A 20,148-nucleotide genomic window follows, 5' to 3' on the forward strand; every position below is an offset into this window, starting at 1 on the left:
CGTCATGTCATAAAATTAGATTAAAAAGTGATTTGAATTGTGGTATTTTTGGTCAGGAAATCACCTTATATGGATGCGACTTTAATTAGAAAATACTTCCTTGATCTTACGGCTTTACAGCAACAACAATTCGAGAATTTAGGTGAACTTTACCAGGACTGGAATAAAAAAATCAATGTGGTATCACGTAAAGACATCGATGAGCTTTACCTGAGACATGTGTTGCATTCACTGGGGATTGCCAAAGTGATGTCTTTCCTTCCCGGAGCGCAGGTCCTCGATGTGGGTACGGGCGGTGGATTTCCGGGAATACCACTGGCAATTCTCTTCCCTGAAACTCAGTTTACCCTGGTAGATTCCATTGGAAAGAAAGTTAAAGTAGTTGAGGAAGTGGCAGATGGATTGGGATTACAAAACGTCACGGTAAAAAATATGCGTGTTGAAGGACTTCAGCTTCAGTTTGATTTTATTGTGAGTAGAGCTGTAGCTGCCATGCCAACATTTGTGCATTGGGTGAGAGGAAAAATAAAAAAGGAATCGAGTCACTCTCTGAAGAATGGCATTCTGTATTTAAAAGGGGGGGATTTAACAGAGGAATTAAAGACCTACAGAAATACACAGATCTTTGATCTTTCCGATTATTTTTCAGAGGACTTTTTTATATCAAAGAAGGTCGTTTACCTGCCTTTGAAATATAAAGGATAACTACATAGTTAGCATGGAGAGATAACAATATCTGCACTTTCGGGCGTACTTTTTTATTGCCTGGTAGAGGCGATTGAATTTCGACATAATCATTCCCTGAGAATTGTTAATGGCAACTGAATTCTTCATACGAATTGATTTTATTTTATAAATTTACAAAAAAATTACTTTAAATTAACGTTAACTTTACATTAAAAGTATCTCAGCTTTATAAATATTTCAAATTTTAAATAAAAAAACCCCTAATAATCAACGCCTTAGGGGTTTAGTTATAAGTGGATTCTGTTTTTATCCCATAAATGGATATCGATAATCTTCCGGACTAACAAAGGTTTCTTTAATCAGTCTGGGGCTAACCCATCTAAGCAAGTTTTGAGCAGAACCTGCCTTGTCGTTGGTTCCTGAGGCTCGGGCTCCACCAAAGGGTTGCTGTCCTACAACAGCTCCTGTAGGTTTATCATTGATGTAGAAGTTTCCGGCGCAATTTTGCAAGGCCTTGGTTGCCTGTTCAATAGCATAACGATCCGTAGACATCACTGCACCGGTAAGGGCGTATGGGGATGTTGTATCAACCAGTCCCAGCGTCTCATTCCAGTCTTCATCCTTGTATACATATACGGTAACTACAGGCCCGAATAATTCTGTTTCCATAGTGACATAATGCGGGTCGGTAGTTAAAATAACTGTGGGTTCAATAAAATAACCCTTCGACTTATCGTATCCGCCACCGGCAAAAATGGATGCTTCCTTGTCCTTTTTTGCCCTATCGATATAGGATGCCAGTTTGTCAAATGCCCCTTCGTGAATAACAGCAGTAATAAAGTTCTTCATGTCTTCAGGTGAGCCCGGAGCATTAAAAGAAGCAAGGTCTTTCTTCACTTCTGCAAGAATAGTTTCCGCGGTGGATTCGGGCAGATACACCCTTGAAGCTGCGCTACATTTCTGTCCCTGGAATTCAAAAGCCCCGCGGACGATAGCTGTCGCAACCTGTTTTGGTTTCGCTGTCGGGTGAGCCAGGATAAAGTCTTTCCCTCCGGTTTCTCCAACAATTCGGGGATAGGTTTTATAAGTATGGATGTTGTTTCCTATTTGTGTCCATAAACTTTTAAAGACATCAGTAGATCCGGTAAAATGAAGTCCGGAAAAATCGGGATGAGACAGGATGGTCTCTGTGATCATTACCGGATCTCCGTAGATTACGTTGATCACCCCGTCAGGCAAGCCTGCTTCCTTAAATACGTCTACGAGTATTTTTGCTGAGAAGATCTGACTGTCACTGGGTTTCCAGACCACTACATTGCCCATCATCGCCGCACTTGCAGGAAGATTTCCGGCGATGGCCGTAAAATTGAATGGTGTAATGGCATAGACAAAGCCTTCCAAAGGCCGATATTCTACCCGGTTCCAGATCCCTTCCGCAGAATCGGGCTGCTCCTGATAGATCTGAGACATATACTCCACATTAAAACGAAGGAAGTCGATAAACTCACAGGCCGCATCAATTTCAGCCTGATGTATGGTTTTCGACTGGGCAATCATTGTTGCAGCATTGATCTTAGCCCTGTAGGGTCCGGCAACTAATTCAGCTGTCTTAAGGAAAATTGCTGCACGTTGCTCCCAGCTGAGGTTTGCCCATGCTTCCCTTGCTTCCAATCCTGTTTCAATAGCCTGAGTTACATGTTTTTTTTCGGCAAGATGGTACTCACCTACCTGTTTTTTATGATCATGGGGAGGAGAGAGGGGTTTGGTATTTCCCGTCCTGATTTCTTCGGATCCGATGTAAAGAGGAATGTCTTCGTTTCCGTTGTAATATGTTTTGTATTGTACAAGAACCGCTTCCCTTTCCGGAGTTCCGGGAGCATAGCTTTTTATCGGTTCATTAATCGCTATTGGTACCTGAAAAAATCCTTTACCCATGATTTAGATAGTTTAGTTTAAAATCATGCAAAGGTACTAAAAGAAGGAAGCTTTATAAAATACTTAGAGAGGGAAAAATGACTTAATTTAAGGCAAATGGAGCACTGAATTTAAATACGGGAACGTAGACCCTGAATTTCTCTGTGGTCGTAAAATTAACCATGTTAAAATAGCCCTTCATTGAGCCGATAGGAGATGATAACAGACACCCGGAACTATAGGTGTGAGACTGCCCTGGTTTGATTACCGGTTTTTTGCCTATTACACCTTCTCCATCGAGAATTTCCATCTCGTTCAGGGCATCGAAGATCTGCCAATGACGAGAAGTGAGTTGTACAGAGTGTTTGCTCTGATTTTCTATACTTATTGTATATCCGAAGGCGAAATGCGTTTTATAGTTTTTAAAGAAAGTACCTTCAAAACTTGTCGCAACAGAAATTTTTATCCCTTTGGTAACCTGTGTAATCATCTTCACGTCTTCTATAGTTCTTCTGTTTGTTTCTTTAAGCGATTGGCTTCCTGAGCTTCACCTATTTTAAGGTGTCAAAAGATATGGTTTTCAATCGAAATAGAAATATCCTGTTAATCAGGAAACTTGTACCAGGCAAGATAATAAATATGCCCAATGGCCGGTAGATTTATAAAAAATATTCGGTGTAGCGGTAATTTTCCCTGCTCAACCTGAATATCCTAGTTTGTAATAGTGCTCGAATTTGCAGTACCTATCCCGATGATTCCGTCGTAAAGGTCCCCGAAATCCCTGTAGTATACCAGGATCAGATAACTGTTTTCGGTAAAGTGAAAATTGCCGCCTACCGCATTGAGATCTACCTGTCCATCTGCTCGTTTTAACGCATAAGAGTAGTTGTAGAAACCCTGCTTAAGGAGAAGGGTAGCTTCCATATTCCCAGTGGTTTCATTATAGCTCATTTTATTTTCCTCTTCCAGGGCATAATTATTAAACTTCCCATAGATAAAAACCTCGTCAAGGCCAAGGCGTTCTGTATACGGTAACGTAAAGTGAACTTCCGTGTATTCTGCTTCGCGTGAAACTTCTTCCCCCTGCAGGGTTCTGATAAGAAAGTCGCCATTGATATCAGGGAAATAGGTGTACTCCCTATCGTATCTGAAAATATCTGGGAAGAGGTAATGCTGGTACAGATCCTCAAATTCGATCCTCGAAATGGCCGCCGTTGGCGCTCTCAGATCACTGGTATCAAAATTTAGGAATTCGTTCCCCCCTAAAAAGCTTGTCTCCTTATCATATTTATATACCAAAGAATTGCCCAGAACATACTGTGGCCTGATATTCTGTAACATCGAATGCCACTGGTAATTCTGAATAATGGCTACTTTAATCTCTTTTATAGGATTGACCCAGGGAAAGCCTGCTGAATTGATCTCAAATTGAACCGATTGACGCTCGTCAAGAAAATTGAAATCCCGCGATCTTTTGACCACAGCACCTACATTTACCAGGTCCCGATATACGACAAATCGTCTCGAAAACTGTAATTGGTATGAACTGTTATATACCTCAAGTATATAGTTTCCACTTACTTTTAGCCTGACGTTGGCATTTGGAATGGTGAGCTGGTAGTTGGAATAGGGTTGAAGGGTGTTGTAGCTATTTTCGTAATTGATGATACGTTGGTTATCCATCCCGCTCAGGTACTGGGACTTTAAAAGTTGTGACTTTGTCCAGTCATAATTACAATGCACAATAGAATAATAGTAGTCCTGTTCTGTTGCAAGAAGGTCGTCGAATTCCAGGAATAGCTGATCCCCTAACTGAATCACCGGAAATTGTTCTTCGGTTGCCCCTTTGAAAATAATAGTTTTTATATTTTCAGGAGGATTCACTTCCTCTTGAACCTGGGTAAAACCCTGAACTACAACCAAGCAGAAAATAAATTGTTTAAGATTTAGGCGCATTATCAGGCTAAATTTGAACCAAAGGTAAACAAAAACCATGCCCACGAAAGTCACATCGGTGTAATGCCCAAATTTATAGGCAATAATTATGAAAACTTTCTTTTAAGTGGTATTTTTGGGCAAATTTTTATAACCATAAAAGGGTTCTGTTTCATGTCAAAAGACATTCGAATTAAAAAGGGGTTAAATATCAACCTGGTAGGTGCCGCGGAACCTACGACTTCCAAAGCCGCACTGAGCAATGTATACGCCATAAACCTTTCTGACTTTCACGGCATGACGCCAAAAATGATAGTAAAAGAAGGTGCAGAAGTGAAAGCCGGCGAACCCCTGTTTTACAATAAGAAAGTTGAATCCATGATGTTCGTCTCCCCTGTCAGTGGGGAGCTTATTGAAATTGAACGCGGGGCAAGAAGAAGAATCCTGAGAATAAAAATACTTGCTGACAAAGAACAGGAAAGTATAACACATAAAACACCTGAGCTGGATAAAGTTTCAGGAGCCGAATTAAAAAGCTTTTTGTTGCAATCAGGATGCTGGCCATTTATCAAGCAAAGACCTTATGATCTGATTGCAGATCCTGAAACGACACCAAAGTCGGTTTTTATCTCCGGCTTCAATACCGGTCCCCTGGCTGCGGATATGGAATATGTACTTGCTGGACGGGAAAAAGAAATTCAGGCGGCACTTACCGCCCTCGGGAAACTAACACCCGGGTCGGTTCATGTTTCCGTAAAAGCTTCCGGTAATTCTATTTTCGCTGCTATGGATGGAATAGAATTGCATAAGGTATCTGGCCCACATCCGGCAGGATTGGTGGGGACTCAGATCAATAAAATAGATCCGATAAACAAAGGAGAAAGAGTTTGGACTGTAGGTGCAGCAGACCTGGTCATCATCGGTGAGGCCCTGCTCACAGGGAAGTTTAATGCCGAACGCCTGATTGCCCTGGCAGGATCTTCGATTAAAAAGCCACAGTATTATAAAACCAGAATAGGAGCGGAGGTAGCTACTTTCCTTTATGCAAGCGGAGTCAACGATAAGAATTTTAGGGTTATTAACGGAGATGTTCTAACGGGATCTAAAACCCGTCAGGACGGTCATCTTGGTTTTTACAACTCGACGGTATCAGCCATCCCTGAGGGCGATGATTACGAATTGTTTGGATGGAATAAACCTGTGTTTGACAAAATTTCAACTACCAGAGCACTGACATTCTCCTGGTTTCAGCCAAAGAAAAAATACGACCTTGATACCAATACCAACGGAGAGCACAGGGCTTTTGTGGTAACGGGGCAATACGAAGAGGTATTTCCAATGGATATCTACCCCCTGCAGCTTTTAAAAGCCTGTATGGTTAAAGACCTGGATGAAATGGAGCAACTGGGCTTGTACGAAGTGATCCCGGAAGACTTTTCCCTGACTGAATTTATTTGTATTTCAAAACAACCACACCAGCAGATCATTAGAGAAGGATTGGACTTATTACACAAAGAAATTGGATAAGAATGAGAGACAAGAGACTGACGTTTAAAAAGAGATTGCACATCCTGAAACATCATTTCCGGGATAAAAAGATGGCGCCGGCTTTTAACGCCTTCCACACCTTTTTATTTACCCCGGATGAAACTACACATTCTGGCAGTCACATCAGGGCGGCGGATGATTTGAAACGGACGATGAATACTGTGATCATGGCATTGATTCCGGTTCTGTTATTTTCCATGTTCAATGCAGGTTACCAGCATTATTCAGCTGTCAATGGATTTCCGGAAAACTTTTCAGTTTGGAACGACTTTATCACCTGGGATAACTTCTGGATCGGAATTATTAAAGTTTTACCCCTTGTAGTAGTCTCCTACGGGGTAGGACTATTGGTTGAATTTATTTTTGCTGTGATAAAGGGTCATGAGGTGGAAGAAGGATATCTGGTGACAGGTATGCTTGTGCCCCTCATTGTCCCTATCGACACTCCACTATGGATGCTGGCGGTTGCCGTAGTATTTGGTGTGGTTATAGGAAAAGAAGTGTTTGGAGGTACAGGGATGAATATCCTCAATCCGGCCTTAACCATTCGTGCCTTCCTTTTCTTTGCCTATCCTACCTGGATGAGTGGAGACAAGGTATGGGTCTATGAGGGAATGGAAAGGGCAGGAACTCCCGATGCAATTTCCGGAGAAACCATTTTAGGGTATCTGGCCCAGAATGGAGGAGACCAGTTTTCCTACACGGTTTCTGATATGTTCTTTGGATTTATTCCGGGTTCAGTAGGTGAAACCTCAGCCTTCCTCATCTTGCTGGGAGGGCTATTTCTGATCTTTAGTAAGATCGCCAGTTGGAGGATCATGGTAAGTGCCGTGGCAGGTGCCCTGGCAATGGGTCTTATTTTCAATGGCGTAGTTGATGCGGGCTGGATCACGGAAACAAGTAAATTCTACGGACTGATGAGTTTTGATTTCTGGAAACATCTGATCGTGGGCGGACTCGCTTTCGGGATTGTCTATATGGCTACCGACCCGGTGACTGGTTCACAGACAAACAGGGGTAAATGGATTTACGGCTTCTTGATCGGATTTATTTCGGTTATGATCCGCGTATTTAATCCGGCTTACCCTGAAGGTGTATTCCTCGCCATTTTATTGATGAACGTATTTGCACCAACCATAGATCATTACGTAGTTCGAGGCAATGTCAGAAGGAGATTAAAACGATTTAAGAATGCAGTGATCCTGCCAAAGGATACAGAAGAAAAAGAGGCTGCGCTTAAAGTTGAAACCATATAGCTCATGAATAAAGAAAATAATTTATACACTGTACTTTTTGCCTGTGCAATGGTTATTGTGGTGGGTACTATTCTGGCTTATCTGGCCTCTGCCCTTAGTGGGAAGATCAAAGAGAATGAGCGCTTCGAAAAGCAACAGAATATACTTTACGCGATGGGCGTCAATGAAAATGAAGATGAAGGCAGCGTAAATTTTGTACCGGCAGATGTGGTAGAACAGGAGTTCAAGACCTATATCACCAAACAATTAGTAATTGAAGGGGATAAGATCACGGAAAACGATGAGGCATATTTGATCGATCTCAAAAAAGAACTGGATAAATTAAAGAATGGAGCAACTCCTCAGTTGCCTGTTTATGTTGGAGATAAAGACGGAGAAACCTTCTACATCGTTCCGATGTACGGCAAAGGACTGTGGGATGCGATCTGGGGATTTATGGCTCTGGATAAAAATATGGTCGTACAAGGCGTGTATTTTGATCATAAGGCTGAAACTCCCGGTCTGGGTGCCAATATCAAGCAACGTTATTTCATGGACGATTTTACAGGAGAAAGTATCCTGAACGGCTCAAATTATGCAGGCATTAAGGTGATTAAAGGGAATAATGATCCTGTGAATAACATTAAAGACGACAATGAGGTAGATGCTCTTGCAGGAGCGACTATAACCGGGAATGGAGTCTCAGCGATGATCTCTAAGACGGTGACTCTATACAAGGACTATTTTGAATCAATAAGAACTCAATAAGATGGCAATACTTTCCAAAAAAGATTCCAAACTAATATTAGATCCTCTGGCGGATAATAATCCTATTACTATTCAGGTACTTGGTATCTGTTCTGCCCTGGCGATCACAGCGGAACTCAAAGCATCCATTGTTATGGCCCTGTCGGTTGTATTTGTAATGGGCCTTGGGAATGTGGTCATCTCTCTGTTACGGAATGTGATTCCATCCAAAATAAGGATTATCGTGCAACTGGTCGTTGTGGCCGCTTTGGTGATTGTCGTGGATCAGGTGCTGAAAGCTTATGCCTATACTTTGAGTAAAACCCTGGCGGTGTTTGTCGGACTTATCATCACCAACTGTATCATCATGGGGAGGTTTGAAGCATTTGCTTTGGGGAATGGAGTTAAAAGATCCTTCCTAGACGGTATCGGAAATGCTGCCGGGTACGGTATTATTTTAATTATCGTTGGCTTTTTCAGGGAATTACTGGGTTCAGGTACCTTACTCGGATACGCCGTTTTGGGTAACCCCATTGAAAAGACCGGCCTTTATGCAATTGGATACGAAAACAACGGCTTTATGCTATTGTCTCCCATGGCCCTTATCGTAGTAGGAATTTTAATCTGGGTACAACGAACGCGTAACCCGGCCTTGATAGAAGAAAATTAAACCAGCTTTTAAACACGAAATATGTTAGAGCACACAGAATTATTTTTTAAGTCGATTTTTATTGACAACATGGTATTCGCAACCTTCCTGGGGATGTGTTCCTATCTGGCCGTATCCAAAAAGGTGACTACGGCAGTAGGTCTTGGTGCCGCAGTAATTTTTGTCCTTGCCGTAACGGTTCCTTTGAACTGGCTCCTGGATCAATATTTACTCAGAGATGGTGCCCTTGCCTGGTTAGGACCAGAATATGCAGATTACAACCTGAGCTTTCTCTCCTTTATACTCTTTATTGCTACTATAGCGACTATGGTTCAACTCGTAGAAATTGTCGTGGAAAAATTTTCTCCGGCACTTTATAATTCCCTTGGAATATTTTTGCCACTTATTGCAGTAAACTGTGCAATTCTTGGCGGGTCATTATTTATGCAGGCCAGGGAAATTTCCTCTCTCGGACTGGCCTTTAACTACGGACTTAGTTCTGGGATCGGCTGGTTTTTAGCCATCCTCGCTATTGCGGCCATCCGTGAAAAAATCAGGTACTCCAATGTGCCACCACCCTTAAGAGGCCTGGGGATTACCTTTATCATTACAGGCCTTATGGCGATTGGCTTTATGAGTTTTGGAGGGATGCTAACCGGGGGCGATGAGGTTCCTGTTGCGGCTGAAGATACTACTGCACAGCAGGAGGAAGAGGAAAAGAAAAAATTGGAAGAGGAAACGGCACAGAATACCGTTACCTATAACGCTATAGAAAAAGAATAAGCATGATTTTAGCTACAAGTACTTTAGGTACCATATTGATCACAGTAATAGCCTTCCTGGTGCTGTTATTACTTTTGGTTGCCCTTTTACTTTTTACTAAAGAAAAATTATCCCCTTCAGGTCCTGTTACCATTACTATTAATGGGGAAAAACAAGTTGAAGTGGCATCCGGGAGTTCACTTTTGTCCACCCTGGGAAATCAGAAAATTTTCCTTCCCTCGGCCTGTGGCGGAGGTGGAACCTGTATCCAGTGTGAATGTCACGTATTGTCGGGAGGAGGAGAAGCCCTGCCTACAGAAACGCCTCATTTTTCAAAGAGAGAACTCAATGAAGGAGCAAGACTCGCCTGCCAGGTGAAGGTGAAGCAGGATATGAATATTACCATACCTGAAGAGGTTTTTGGGATAAAGAAATGGGAAGGAACTGTCGTTCGAAATTACAACGTAGCTTCCTTCATTAAGGAATTTGTAGTAGAAATTCCGGAGGATATGAATTACAAGGCTGGGGGATATATCCAGATTGAAATCCCCCCCTGCGAGATTAAGTATTCCGATATCGATATTACCGCACATCCCGAAGAGCATGAAACTCCTGATAAATTTCAGACTGAATGGGATAAATTCAATCTCTGGCCTTTGGTGATGAAGAATACAGAAGTGGTAGAACGGGCGTATTCCATGGCATCCTATCCAGCTGAGGGAAGGGAGATCATGTTGAATGTCCGGATTGCAACTCCACCCTGGGATAGGGCCAAGAATGGCTGGATGGATGTAAATCCCGGAGTAGCTTCATCATATATCTTCGCCCAAAAAGAGGGAGATAAGGTTACCATTTCAGGACCTTATGGCGAATTCTTTATCAATGAATCTGAAGCAGAAATGCTCTACGTTGGAGGAGGAGCAGGGATGGCGCCAATGCGATCGCATTTGTATCACCTTTTCAAAACGCTTAAAACCAATAGGAAAGTGACCTACTGGTACGGGGGACGCTCTAAAAGAGAACTGTTCTATATAGACCATTTTAAAAGACTGGAAGAAGAATTTCCAAATTTCAAATTCTATATGGCTTTATCCGAGCCTTTGGAAGAAGATAACTGGAAGGTAAAAGAAGACCTGGATGCTCCCGGTGATGGCTTTGTCGGTTTTATTCACAATTGTGTGATCGATAATTACCTGAGCAAGCACGAAACCCCGGAAGATATTGAGCTGTATTTTTGTGGTCCTCCACTGATGAACAAGGCAGTTCAAAAAATGGGAGAGGATTTTGGAATACCTGATGAAAATATCCGATTCGACGACTTCGGAGGATAAGGTATTATTCAATGTATACAACTAAAACCGATATCCCACGATATCGGTTTTTTTATCCTGTACAAGATGAAAGAACTTACGGAACAAGAACTGCATAACCTCGCCATGAACATAGTGGGGAAAGAACTGGAGGCCGAGGGTTTTGAATTTATGGGGGTTAACAGCAAGCTCCGGAAAAACCCGCAATTTGTGTGTCTGAAGGATAAAGAATTGCATTTTATTGTAGTGCGGAATATTCCTTATCCGGAAAACCCTTCAGAATACGATAAAGATCTCATGGCTACAGTAAAAGAACACGCCCTGAAATTTGAAGCACGTACCTATTATGCAGGTGTTGGTATTTCCAATGCGGCCAACAGGGATCATCCGGTTTTGCTGAATCAAGAATACATGGTACACTATGAAGGTCTCATTGAAATATAATTTCCTGCTGTTTCTCCTTCTGGGGATAGCCCTTACCCTGATTGGCTGCGGTAAGGAGGAAAGATGGATTAAAAACACCGAATTAGGAGAGGCTCTGGGAACTACCTACTCCATTATTTACATATCAAAAGACACCCTAAATCTCCAGCGACAGATCGATTCGGTTTTCCGGGTGGTGAACCAGTCCATGTCGACCTATATTCCCGATTCTGATATTTCAAGGATCAACAGAGGAGATTCCACTGTAGTCGTGGATGAGATGTTCAGGGAAGTCCTGGCCTTATCTCGTGAAGTGTACCATACCACAAACGGATATTTTGATCCAACGGTAGGTATCCTGGTCAATGCATGGGGATTCGGGCCGGGGCAGGCAATAACAATGGACAGCGCCGAAGTAAACAGGCTTAAGATGTTTGTGGGCTTAGATAAGATTGAACTTACAGCTGACAATCAAATCAGGAAAAAATATCCGGAGATGCAACTCGACTTTAATGCGATTGCAAAGGGATATGCTATAGACAGGTTAGCGGTGATGCTGGATCAAAACCAAATTGAAAATTATCTCGTTGAAGTAGGAGGGGAGATTGTTGCAAAAGGAATTAACGAACTTAAAGAGCAACCATGGGTGGTTGGCATAGACGATCCTCAGGTGGAACACGGACGCCGACTAAAGATTACACTCAACCTAAGGGATGAAGCCCTGGCTTCGTCAGGTAATTACCGGAAGTTCAGGATAGATTCCCTCACAGGAGAAAAATTCGTTCATACCATCGATCCTAAATCCGGATTTACAAGGAATTCAAATGTCCTTGCGGCCAGCGTGATCGCTTCCAATTGTGCTCTTGCCGATGCCTATGCAACGGCATTCATGACGATGGAACTCGACAGTTCTATGGTATTTCTTGAAGGAAAGAAGGAGCTTGAGGCATATCTTATTTATATAGACCTACATGGAGAAGTGCAAGAATCTTTTACCCCCGGATTTCTGGAACGCGTGAGGAAGTGATCAGGGTTTATGTACCAGGGGTACGACTTCATTTTTTGCAAGGCGGAATCGCTCAACCTCCTCTTCTGACATCTGAGAGGCGTATGGCAGAGGTTCTACCTTGAATCCGGCCTCTGTAAGTTTTTGAAAATAATCCCGGCCGTAGATTCTCACATGGTCATACTGGCCAAAAATCTCGGCTCTTTTTTTCTTATCGGTAATACTGTCATCTTCAAAAGTAACTTCCCGATTGAGATCCTGCGGAATTTGAAAAATTCCCCATCCTCCCTTTTTCAAAACGCGGAAGAGCTCTGACATGGCCTTTTTGTCATCAGGGATATGTTCAAGGACATGATTGCACAGGATGATATCAAAACTGTTATCTTCAAAAGGAAGGTCACAAATGTCAGCTTTAACATCCGCCAGGGGAGAATTGAGATCTGTAGTTGTGTAATTTAGGTTTTGCAGCTTACGAAATCTCTGATAGAATGCCTGTTCAGGGGCAAAATGCAGCACCTTGTAGGCTTTGCTGAAGAAATCGGTTTCTCTACTCAGGTAAAGCCATAGTAGTCGGTGTCTTTCCAGGGAAAGCGTAGAAGGAGAGAGGACATTCTCACGTGGCTTTTCATAGCCGTAGGGAAGAAATTTCCGGAAACTCTTCCCATCAATAGGATCAGTATATCGATTTCCCTTAAGCGCAAATGCCAGCAAGGGTCTGACCCAGTAACTCATTCTAATCAGAAGAGGGCGGGGAAATAGTTTTAATATGTATTTAAAGACTTTTTTCACCCTTTTCCAATAGCATTAGAGCTGTAGTTTAGTGGCACGAAAGGCATCTTCTTCATCACTGACGATTCCGAGGGCATCGTAGATATATTGGAAGGTGGAAAGGAGTTCGGGTTTACCGTTTACCAGGGCAACGTCATGCTCAAAATGAGCACTTGGTTTTCCATCGGCGGTCAAAATGGTCCAGCCATCCCGGAGTTGTTTTATCCTGCGTGTTCCCATATTGACCATAGGCTCAATCGCAACGACCATTCCTTCAACAAATTTTTTCCCTCTTCCCCTTTTTCCGTAATTAGGCATTTCGGGTGATTCGTGTAAATCCCTGCCCAGGCCATGGCCTACTAATTCTCTTACAATTCCATAGCCTTCGGCCTCACAATGCTGCTGGATGGCATAGGCCACATCACCCACCCGGTTGCCAATTCTGAATTGTTCAATTCCCTTGTAGAGCGATTCCTTGGATATCCTCAGTAATTTTTTTGCTGCCTCATCTACAGAACCCACTTCGAAGGTGTAGGCATGGTCTCCATAAAATCCATTTTTCAAAGCTCCACAATCAACGGATAGTATGTCCCCGTCTTTTAGAGCTTCTTTATTTGGAATTCCATGAACCACCTGGGCATTCGGACTTAGATTGAGCGTATTAGGGAAATCGTACATTCCCAGAAAACCAGGTTCGGCACCGTGGTCCCTAATAAATTCTTCTGCCAGTTTGTCGAGGTGTAAACCTGTTACACCCGGTCTGATTTCCTTGGCCAGCATGCCAAGTGTTCTGGAGACAATTAAGGCGCTCTCACGCATTAATTCAATTTCTTCTGCCGTCTTTACTTGAATCATAAGCTTCTGGGGTCACTAAATGCGTTATACTAGTGAATTCTGAGTCATCGTCTCGGGTTTTTCAATACCCATCATATGTAGAATTGTAGGTGCAATATCACCAAGAACGCCGTCTTTTACTTCTTTTATGTCTTCGTCTACTACGATCAGCGGCACAGGGTTGGTGGTGTGTGCAGTGTTTGGACTGCCATCCGGATTGATCATCGTATCGCAATTTCCGTGATCAGCAATGATTATTGAGCTATATCCGTGTTCCAGTCCTTTTTTCACTACCGCTTCGGCACAACTATCAACTGTTTCCACCGCTTTGATTGCAGCTTCCATAATACCGGTATGTCCTACCATATCGGGGTTTGCAAAATTCAGACATACAAAGTCGGCTTCTTTCTTTTCTAATTCAGGAAGAATAGCATCCCTGATTTCATAAGCACTCATCTCGGGTTTAAGGTCGTAGGTAGCTACTTTTGGCGAAGGGCACATAATACGTTTTTCACCTTCAAACGGAACTTCCCGTCCGCCATTGAAGAAAAAGGTAACGTGGGGGTACTTTTCGGTCTCTGCTATACGGATTTGTTTTTTTCCGGCCTTGGCGAGGACTTCGCCCAGGGTGTCCCGGAGATTCTCTTTCCCATAAACTACTTTGATGCCTTTAAAAGAATCATCGTAATTAGTGAGTGTAACATAATACAGATCAAGGGTCTTCATCTGATGGTCTGGGTGATCTTTTTGTGAAAGGACCTCGGTAAGCTCCCGCCCTCGATCGGTTCGGAAATTAAAAAATATGACAACATCATTTTCTTTGATGGTTGTCAGTGCCTGACCACCCTTGTCTGTAACCACAATGGGTTTGAGGAATTCGTCTGTAAGGCCATCGTCGTAACTTTTTTGCATTGCAAGCGAAGGATCGGCAGTTTTTTCGCCTTTCCCGTGCACCATCAGATCGTATGCCAATTTTATACGTTCCCAGCGTTTATCACGGTCCATGGCATAGTAACGCCCAATCACGGTGGCCAATTGTGTATTTTTTTCTTTGCAATATTCCTGCAGGTCTCGTATAAATCCTTTTCCACTCCTGGGGTCAACATCACGTCCGTCAGTAAAGGCATGGATATAAACATTTTTCAGATCATGGCCTTCAGCTGCGTCGATCAGACCTTTTAGGTGATCGGTGTGGCTATGAACCCCACCATCACTGACAAGCCCCAGGAAATGGACACTTTGTCCGTTCTTTTTGGCATAATTAAAAGCTTCTCTGATTACAGCTTCATCCTTCATACGGTCTTCTTTCACCGCCTTGTTGATCTTGGCAAGGTCCTGATATACAATTCGACCAGCTCCAAGATTCATGTGTCCTACTTCACTGTTTCCCATTTGTCCGTCTGGTAATCCAACATTCATTCCATCCGTCAATAGATTACTATTAGGATATTTGTTGTAAAGGGAACTGACAAAGGGAGTATTGGCCTGATCCACTGCCGAAACCTTAGGATCAGGGGATTTACCCCAGCCATCCAGGATCATAAGGATTACTTTTTTATTCATTTTTATAGAGGTACTTCAATTATCTGTCAAAAATAGCACGATTTAACGGGGATTGCCACATTTACGTCCCCTTTTTCCCTGATACTCTTGTATTCACGATTTTAACAATGTATCTATTCCCATCGAGCTATAAATAAAGAAACCCCCGAATATATCCGGAGGTTTTCCATAGTATATAAAATACCCTAGTGTTCTCGCAAAAGGGCCTTAGAATTCAAAACCTGTAAAAGCTCTGTACAAGAATGCATAAACTGCCATCAGCAGCATTAATGCGCAAAATGCCGAATACACCTTTAAAAGTAAGACCACATATTCTGGTTTGCAGTCATCAAAGGCTTGCTGGTATAAGTTTTTAAAGTGTGTGAGTGTTCCCATATAGTTTTAGTGTTCTTAAAGCTATAAGGGGTTAAATCGGGGGCAAAATATGACTTGGGAGAAATCCAAAGATAGAAAAAAAAGGACAAGAACCTAATTTTGATCGATTAATAACCTCAATTACCCGCCTTCGTATTTTCTGATCGATTCTTTGATTCTGGCGATACGATTGTCGGGATCTGGATGGGTACTCTGGAATTCCGGTGCCCGGTTAGGTCCGGCCGCTTCTTTTAAAATTTCCATTACCCTGATCATTTCTTCGGGCTCATATCCGGACCGTACCATAAAAAGTACGCCCAGATCATCACTTTCCAGTTCGTCTCCCCGTCCATTCTTAAGAAGTGTATTCTGTCCGATACTCCCAACTATATTTCCAGCGTCGGCTCCTACCTGGGCTCCCATGCTCACTGTTTTCCAGAAATTGCTCTCGGCTATGCGTTCTGCAGAATGCCTGCCGATAACATGACCTATTTCATGTCCAAGGACCCCGGCTAACTGGGCTTCATTGAGTTGAGAAAAGAGGGCATAGGTAATGAAGATCTGCCCGCCTGGCAGGGCAAAGGCATTGATAGTTTTATTGTCGGCAAGGAGGTGGAATTCGTATTCGTAAGGTGTTTCTCGGGCGATGCTATTTCGCACAAGCTTATCTCCAACCGCATCTACATAGGCCTGCATGCGGTCATCTCCGTATAGTCCGCCGTACTGTTGAGCAATCTGGGGGGTACTTTGTAAGCCAATAGCAATTTCCTGTTCGGCTGTCATATTGATGTTCTGGACCCTGCCTGTATAAGGATTTTTCTCTTTGTTACTGCAGCGTTGAACCATTGCAAAGGCGACGATGGCCAGGCCGATGAATATTCTTAATTTCCAGTTTGCCCTTCTCATGTTCTGTAATTAAGCCATCCTTTTATCTCATTATAAGAGTACCGGGTTGATATCGAGAATATTGTCCCGGATATAGGTTTTGATAAACCCGGTGGTCAGGAATTCATTTCCCAAAAATTCCTCTTCAATCAGAAGCTGAAGGATGTTTTTCTTTCGAAAGACCTCTAACATGGGAACGGAAAGAGGCGCATAGCTGTAATGCCAGGGTTCATATTTAAAACCTCTGCGTTTGGGTTCTTTAGTGTAAACAAGGTAAAAACCATATTCACTTGCGTGTTCGTCCATCCAGAGTTTAAGGTCCTCAAAAGGTCCTCCCTCTTCAAATTTCGAAGGAACAAGAACATCGCCTTGGTTAGGTTTACTTCTGTCGATGATATCGATATCTGTACCCCAGTGGTGTCTGCTGGTACCCGGGATAGTGGAGTATTCTATTATCTTGTCGATGGCTTGCAGAGGCTCCATCCCTTCATCTTCGGAAAACTGCAAATACTTCCGTTCGTAAATTGCGAGTTGCCTGTCAAAACTCCTGAAGCTTGATACAATTTCGATGTCAATACCATCCTGATACGCCGCTTTTTTCATGGAGAGGAAAGCATCGTGGGCTTCTTTCCGGAGATTAATGCCTTCGCCGAACAATTCAATATCTGCTTTGCCCATCAACTCTTCTATTGAGTATTTTTCGTCCTGTGCAAAGGATTGGTGATATGCTGAAAACAACAAGCAGATACTGATGAAGAAGCGTATATTAAAAGTAAGTTTTTTCATAAAATTAAAATCAATAACATTTAGAAAGAGCTGAATTCACTCTTTTAAGATTATTCCCTAAATTAAAACAAATTCGACAGTTTTCAGCTGATATCACTCTTGAAAAATTTCTGAGTGACTCATCCGCCTTACTATTTCAATATCAATTAAAGGTCCTTAATGGCTCACTTTTTAGTTTGAAATGTACAAATAGCCCTGGTGTTTCTGGCGAAGGTCGTGCATGGTTAGGATGTAGAAGTAGATGCCTGATGCCAGTCCGGTTCCTTTTTTAACCACACTTTCGCGATTCGACTGCCCGTCAAAGTTGTTTTGATAATTCGATTGTGAAAAAACCAATACTCCATACCTGTTAAAAATTTCCAAGATGTTATTAGGAGATTCATCAATTCCTTCAAGGACTAATTTATCATTGGTACCATCTCCATTAGGAGTCATAAAGTAATTATCCAGATCGATTGTAGAGTAGATCTCAAGATTGTCATTGTTACCTCCAATAGTCAGTATTTCATAATCATTGGGAACAAATACTTCTGAAGTAACAGATCCATACGCCATACCGCCCTCAACTTGTGAGTTTCCTAAGTTAACCCATTGATTATCGGCCTTGCTCCAACCCACTACTTTCAGTTCGTTAAGATATTCACCGAGCGATCTTACATTGCTGTAGTCATCCCATGTGAGGGTTACCCTAGACGGAATATTCCCTTCCAGGCGCCAGAATTCGGCATTACTCACCGAGATAAATTCAGTCGCTTTTTTTCCGGTACTAAAGTCCTGATTCAATGTTTTCGAGTTATTGGAATCTTCAAAGAAATAAGCGCATTTTGCCATGGCGTTGGTCGCCAGAGATTCTATGATCAGAGGTCGCAGTCGGTCTTCATTACCAACTGGAAACACAAATGAACTTTTGTTTGTTATGGCAGAGTATCCGTCAACTTTGGACACACTGCTCTCCCCGACATAAAAGGCGTCATCCAGGAAATTGGAATATATAGCTGTGCCCGATTTTGAGGTTTTTATATCCCCTGTAATTAGGTTTACATTGTTGAGTACGTTAACAGTGGTCTCCAGCACCAAACCACCACCTACATCCACTTCAGTATCAAATAGATTGGGCATATAGGCACCGGAAATAGTTAAAGGGTCCTGATCGCTGTAAAAACCAACTAGGCCGGTGTTCTGATCAAAAGTGCCATCGTTTACGAGATCCATATGGAAGCCAACATTGGTGTTCCCGTGAATTTGTAAACTACCGAAATTATGTACTGCTTCCTGGCCCTGTATCAGGGCAGTAAAGAGTAAGAAAGAAAGAAGATAGTAGAATCTCATCTTTTTATTTCAGTTTATTGATCATAAAACTGGATTCACCACTTCCGCTAAAATGGACAGCACCACTATTGGCTTCCCTGAATGTAACAATGGTAACTACATCATTTGCGTTGAGTTGCAGGATTTCACTAATGTGGATACTTGAATGATTGTGATTGCTTGCCCACCTTATATATCCTGAAGCTCCTAATGCACCAACGACCGTTCCATTAACGGCTATTCTGGCGTTTACATTCGTCCTTTGTTTACTGTTACCACTAATATTAATGCCTTCTAAAGACAAATTGGCCCTTATGTCGTAACGTCCTGTTTCCTTTACAATCATCAGATTCCCAATAACTTCGTAAAAGGTATTTCCTCCATCCTTATAATCTTGATTTCCGAAAATAGGAGCTATAGTATTATTGTTGTTAAGATTGGTACTCGTATCAGTATTCGTCCATCTTCCACCAAGATTTATTTTTAGAAAGGAACCTCCATCTGATCCAACGGTTATGCTGTTATTACTATCCGTGGATATCACATTGGCAGTCTGAATTGTAGTATCCTCATTTGTGTAAGAAATAATGCCTGATGTTGTATTCTGACTTAAATTAGTTATGGTATCTGGTCCTTGCGGTCCTTGCGGTCCGGGGTCACCTTGTATTCCTTGTGGACCTTGTGGCCCGGGATCCCCCTGCGGTCCCTGTGCGCCATCGGTACCATCAGCTCCGTCTGCTCCTGCGGGTCCCATCGGTCCAATTGGTCCCTGAGGTCCTTGTGCGCCATCAGCTCCGTTAGTCCCTGCTGGTCCCATTGGTCCAACTGGTCCTTGCGGTCCGGGATCCCCTTGTATTCCTTGCGGACCTTGTGGCCCGGGATCTCCTTGCGGTCCCTGTGCTCCATCAGCGCCATCAGCTCCGTCTGCACCATCAGCTCCTGCGGGTCCCATAGGTCCGGGGTCTCCCTGTATTCCTTGTGGTCCTTGCGGCCCTGGATCTCCTTGTGGTCCTTGTGCACCATCAGCCCCATCAGCTCCTGCGGGTCCGGCTGGCCCTTGCGGTCCGGGATTTCCCTGAGGCCCTTGTGCGCCATCTGCACCATCGGCACCATCTGCTCCGTCAGTCCCTGCTGGTCCGGCTGGTCCTTGCGGTCCGAGGTCACCTTGTATTCCTTGTGGACCTTGTGGTCCAGGATCCCCTTGAGGTCCTTGTGCGCCATCGAGACCATCGGCTCCATCCGCTCCTGCCGGTCCTGCTGGCCCTTGCGGTCCGGGATCTCCCTGTATTCCTTGAGGTCCTTGTGCGCCATCGGCTCCGTCTGCGCCTGCTGGTCCAACTGGTCCCTGAGGTCCGGGATCCCCTTGTATTCCTTGTGGTCCGGGATCTCCTTGTGGTCCTTGTGCGCCATCGACACCATCGGCTCCATCCGCTC

Annotated in this window: 20 protein-coding genes and 1 pseudogene; 9 read left to right on the top strand and 12 right to left on the bottom strand. The window is 43.2% G+C overall.

What is annotated here, in order from left to right:
• Window positions 1-69: 69 nt before the first annotated feature.
• Window positions 70-705, top strand: coding sequence for a 16S rRNA (guanine(527)-N(7))-methyltransferase RsmG (rsmG, locus tag ACA086_RS10495; protein ID WP_371003260.1), 636 nt, complete (start codon window positions 70-72; stop codon window positions 703-705).
• Here rsmG and ACA086_RS10500 read toward each other — a convergent pair whose 3' ends face one another.
• The 4 genes from ACA086_RS10500 to ACA086_RS10515 all read right to left on the bottom strand — a co-directional run bounded on the left by ACA086_RS10500 (window position 706) and on the right by ACA086_RS10515 (window position 4,557).
• Window positions 706-834 (bottom strand): hypothetical protein, encoded by a 129-nt coding sequence (locus ACA086_RS10500; protein WP_371003262.1) that lies wholly within the window; start codon window positions 832-834, stop codon window positions 706-708. It abuts the gene before it with no gap.
• Between the two features lie 159 nt (window positions 835-993).
• Window positions 994-2,622, bottom strand: a complete 1,629-nt coding sequence (gene pruA / locus ACA086_RS10505) for an L-glutamate gamma-semialdehyde dehydrogenase (RefSeq protein ID WP_371003263.1) — start codon at window positions 2,620-2,622, stop codon at window positions 994-996.
• Window positions 2,623-2,704: 82 nt separating this feature from the next.
• Window positions 2,705-3,091, bottom strand: coding sequence for a Co2+/Mg2+ efflux protein ApaG (gene apaG / locus ACA086_RS10510; protein WP_129606892.1), 387 nt, complete (start codon window positions 3,089-3,091; stop codon window positions 2,705-2,707).
• Between the two features lie 221 nt (window positions 3,092-3,312).
• The gene (locus ACA086_RS10515; protein ID WP_371003264.1) at window positions 3,313-4,557 is read right to left on the bottom strand and encodes a DUF5103 domain-containing protein; all 1,245 of its coding nucleotides are present in this window, start codon (window positions 4,555-4,557) and stop codon (window positions 3,313-3,315) included.
• A 153-nt stretch (window positions 4,558-4,710) separates the two neighbouring features.
• On the opposite strand from ACA086_RS10515, the gene ACA086_RS10520 reads away from it, so the two are divergent.
• From ACA086_RS10520 to ACA086_RS10555, 8 genes are all read left to right on the top strand, one after another.
• Complete coding sequence (locus tag ACA086_RS10520; protein ID WP_371003265.1) at window positions 4,711-6,063, top strand: Na(+)-translocating NADH-quinone reductase subunit A; 1,353 nt, start codon at window positions 4,711-4,713, stop codon at window positions 6,061-6,063.
• A gap of 2 nt (window positions 6,064-6,065) precedes the next feature.
• A complete protein-coding gene (locus ACA086_RS10525; protein WP_371003266.1) occupies window positions 6,066-7,340 on the top strand; it encodes an NADH:ubiquinone reductase (Na(+)-transporting) subunit B in 1,275 nt (424 codons plus the stop codon).
• A 3-nt stretch (window positions 7,341-7,343) separates the two neighbouring features.
• Window positions 7,344-8,087: a Na(+)-translocating NADH-quinone reductase subunit C gene (locus tag ACA086_RS10530; protein ID WP_369747125.1), complete on the top strand. Its 744-nt coding sequence runs from the start codon at window positions 7,344-7,346 to the stop codon at window positions 8,085-8,087.
• A gap of 1 nt (window position 8,088) precedes the next feature.
• A complete protein-coding gene (locus tag ACA086_RS10535; protein WP_371003268.1) occupies window positions 8,089-8,736 on the top strand; it encodes an NADH:ubiquinone reductase (Na(+)-transporting) subunit D in 648 nt (215 codons plus the stop codon).
• 21 nt (window positions 8,737-8,757) lie between these two features.
• A complete protein-coding gene (gene nqrE / locus ACA086_RS10540; RefSeq protein ID WP_371003269.1) occupies window positions 8,758-9,498 on the top strand; it encodes an NADH:ubiquinone reductase (Na(+)-transporting) subunit E in 741 nt (246 codons plus the stop codon).
• Between the two features lie 2 nt (window positions 9,499-9,500).
• The gene (nqrF, locus tag ACA086_RS10545) at window positions 9,501-10,808 is read left to right on the top strand and encodes an NADH:ubiquinone reductase (Na(+)-transporting) subunit F (RefSeq protein ID WP_371003270.1); all 1,308 of its coding nucleotides are present in this window, start codon (window positions 9,501-9,503) and stop codon (window positions 10,806-10,808) included.
• A gap of 66 nt (window positions 10,809-10,874) precedes the next feature.
• On the top strand, window positions 10,875-11,231 hold the full coding sequence (locus tag ACA086_RS10550; protein WP_371003271.1) for a Na(+)-translocating NADH-quinone reductase subunit F: 357 nt from the start codon (window positions 10,875-10,877) through the stop codon (window positions 11,229-11,231).
• Window positions 11,209-12,237 (top strand): FAD:protein FMN transferase, encoded by a 1,029-nt coding sequence (locus ACA086_RS10555; RefSeq protein WP_371003272.1) that lies wholly within the window; start codon window positions 11,209-11,211, stop codon window positions 12,235-12,237. The genes ACA086_RS10550 and ACA086_RS10555 overlap by 23 nt, the downstream gene beginning before the upstream one ends.
• Here ACA086_RS10555 and ACA086_RS10560 read toward each other — a convergent pair whose 3' ends face one another.
• The 8 genes and pseudogenes from ACA086_RS10560 to ACA086_RS10595 form a co-directional block, all read right to left on the bottom strand.
• Window positions 12,238-13,005, bottom strand: coding sequence for a class I SAM-dependent methyltransferase (locus tag ACA086_RS10560; protein WP_371003273.1), 768 nt, complete (start codon window positions 13,003-13,005; stop codon window positions 12,238-12,240).
• 15 nt (window positions 13,006-13,020) lie between these two features.
• A complete protein-coding gene (gene map, locus ACA086_RS10565) occupies window positions 13,021-13,839 on the bottom strand; it encodes a type I methionyl aminopeptidase (protein ID WP_371003274.1) in 819 nt (272 codons plus the stop codon).
• 24 nt (window positions 13,840-13,863) lie between these two features.
• Window positions 13,864-15,381, bottom strand: a complete 1,518-nt coding sequence (gene gpmI / locus ACA086_RS10570; RefSeq protein ID WP_371003275.1) for a 2,3-bisphosphoglycerate-independent phosphoglycerate mutase — start codon at window positions 15,379-15,381, stop codon at window positions 13,864-13,866.
• A 207-nt stretch (window positions 15,382-15,588) separates the two neighbouring features.
• Window positions 15,589-15,756, bottom strand: coding sequence for a DUF6747 family protein (locus tag ACA086_RS10575; protein ID WP_371003276.1), 168 nt, complete (start codon window positions 15,754-15,756; stop codon window positions 15,589-15,591).
• Between the two features lie 120 nt (window positions 15,757-15,876).
• Window positions 15,877-16,641 (bottom strand): M48 family metalloprotease, encoded by a 765-nt coding sequence (locus ACA086_RS10580; protein WP_371003277.1) that lies wholly within the window; start codon window positions 16,639-16,641, stop codon window positions 15,877-15,879.
• Window positions 16,642-16,671: 30 nt separating this feature from the next.
• On the bottom strand, window positions 16,672-17,406 hold the full coding sequence (locus ACA086_RS10585; RefSeq protein WP_371003278.1) for a M15 family metallopeptidase: 735 nt from the start codon (window positions 17,404-17,406) through the stop codon (window positions 16,672-16,674).
• A gap of 171 nt (window positions 17,407-17,577) precedes the next feature.
• Window positions 17,578-18,735, bottom strand: a complete 1,158-nt coding sequence (locus tag ACA086_RS10590; protein ID WP_371003279.1) for a gliding motility-associated C-terminal domain-containing protein — start codon at window positions 18,733-18,735, stop codon at window positions 17,578-17,580.
• Between the two features lie 4 nt (window positions 18,736-18,739).
• A pseudogene (locus ACA086_RS10595) lies at window positions 18,740-20,148 on the bottom strand (hypothetical protein); the annotation flags it as partial.

The sequence above is a fragment of the Muriicola sp. E247 genome (genome assembly GCF_041358175.1).
In the GTDB taxonomy this organism is placed as follows: domain Bacteria; phylum Bacteroidota; class Bacteroidia; order Flavobacteriales; family Flavobacteriaceae; genus Muriicola.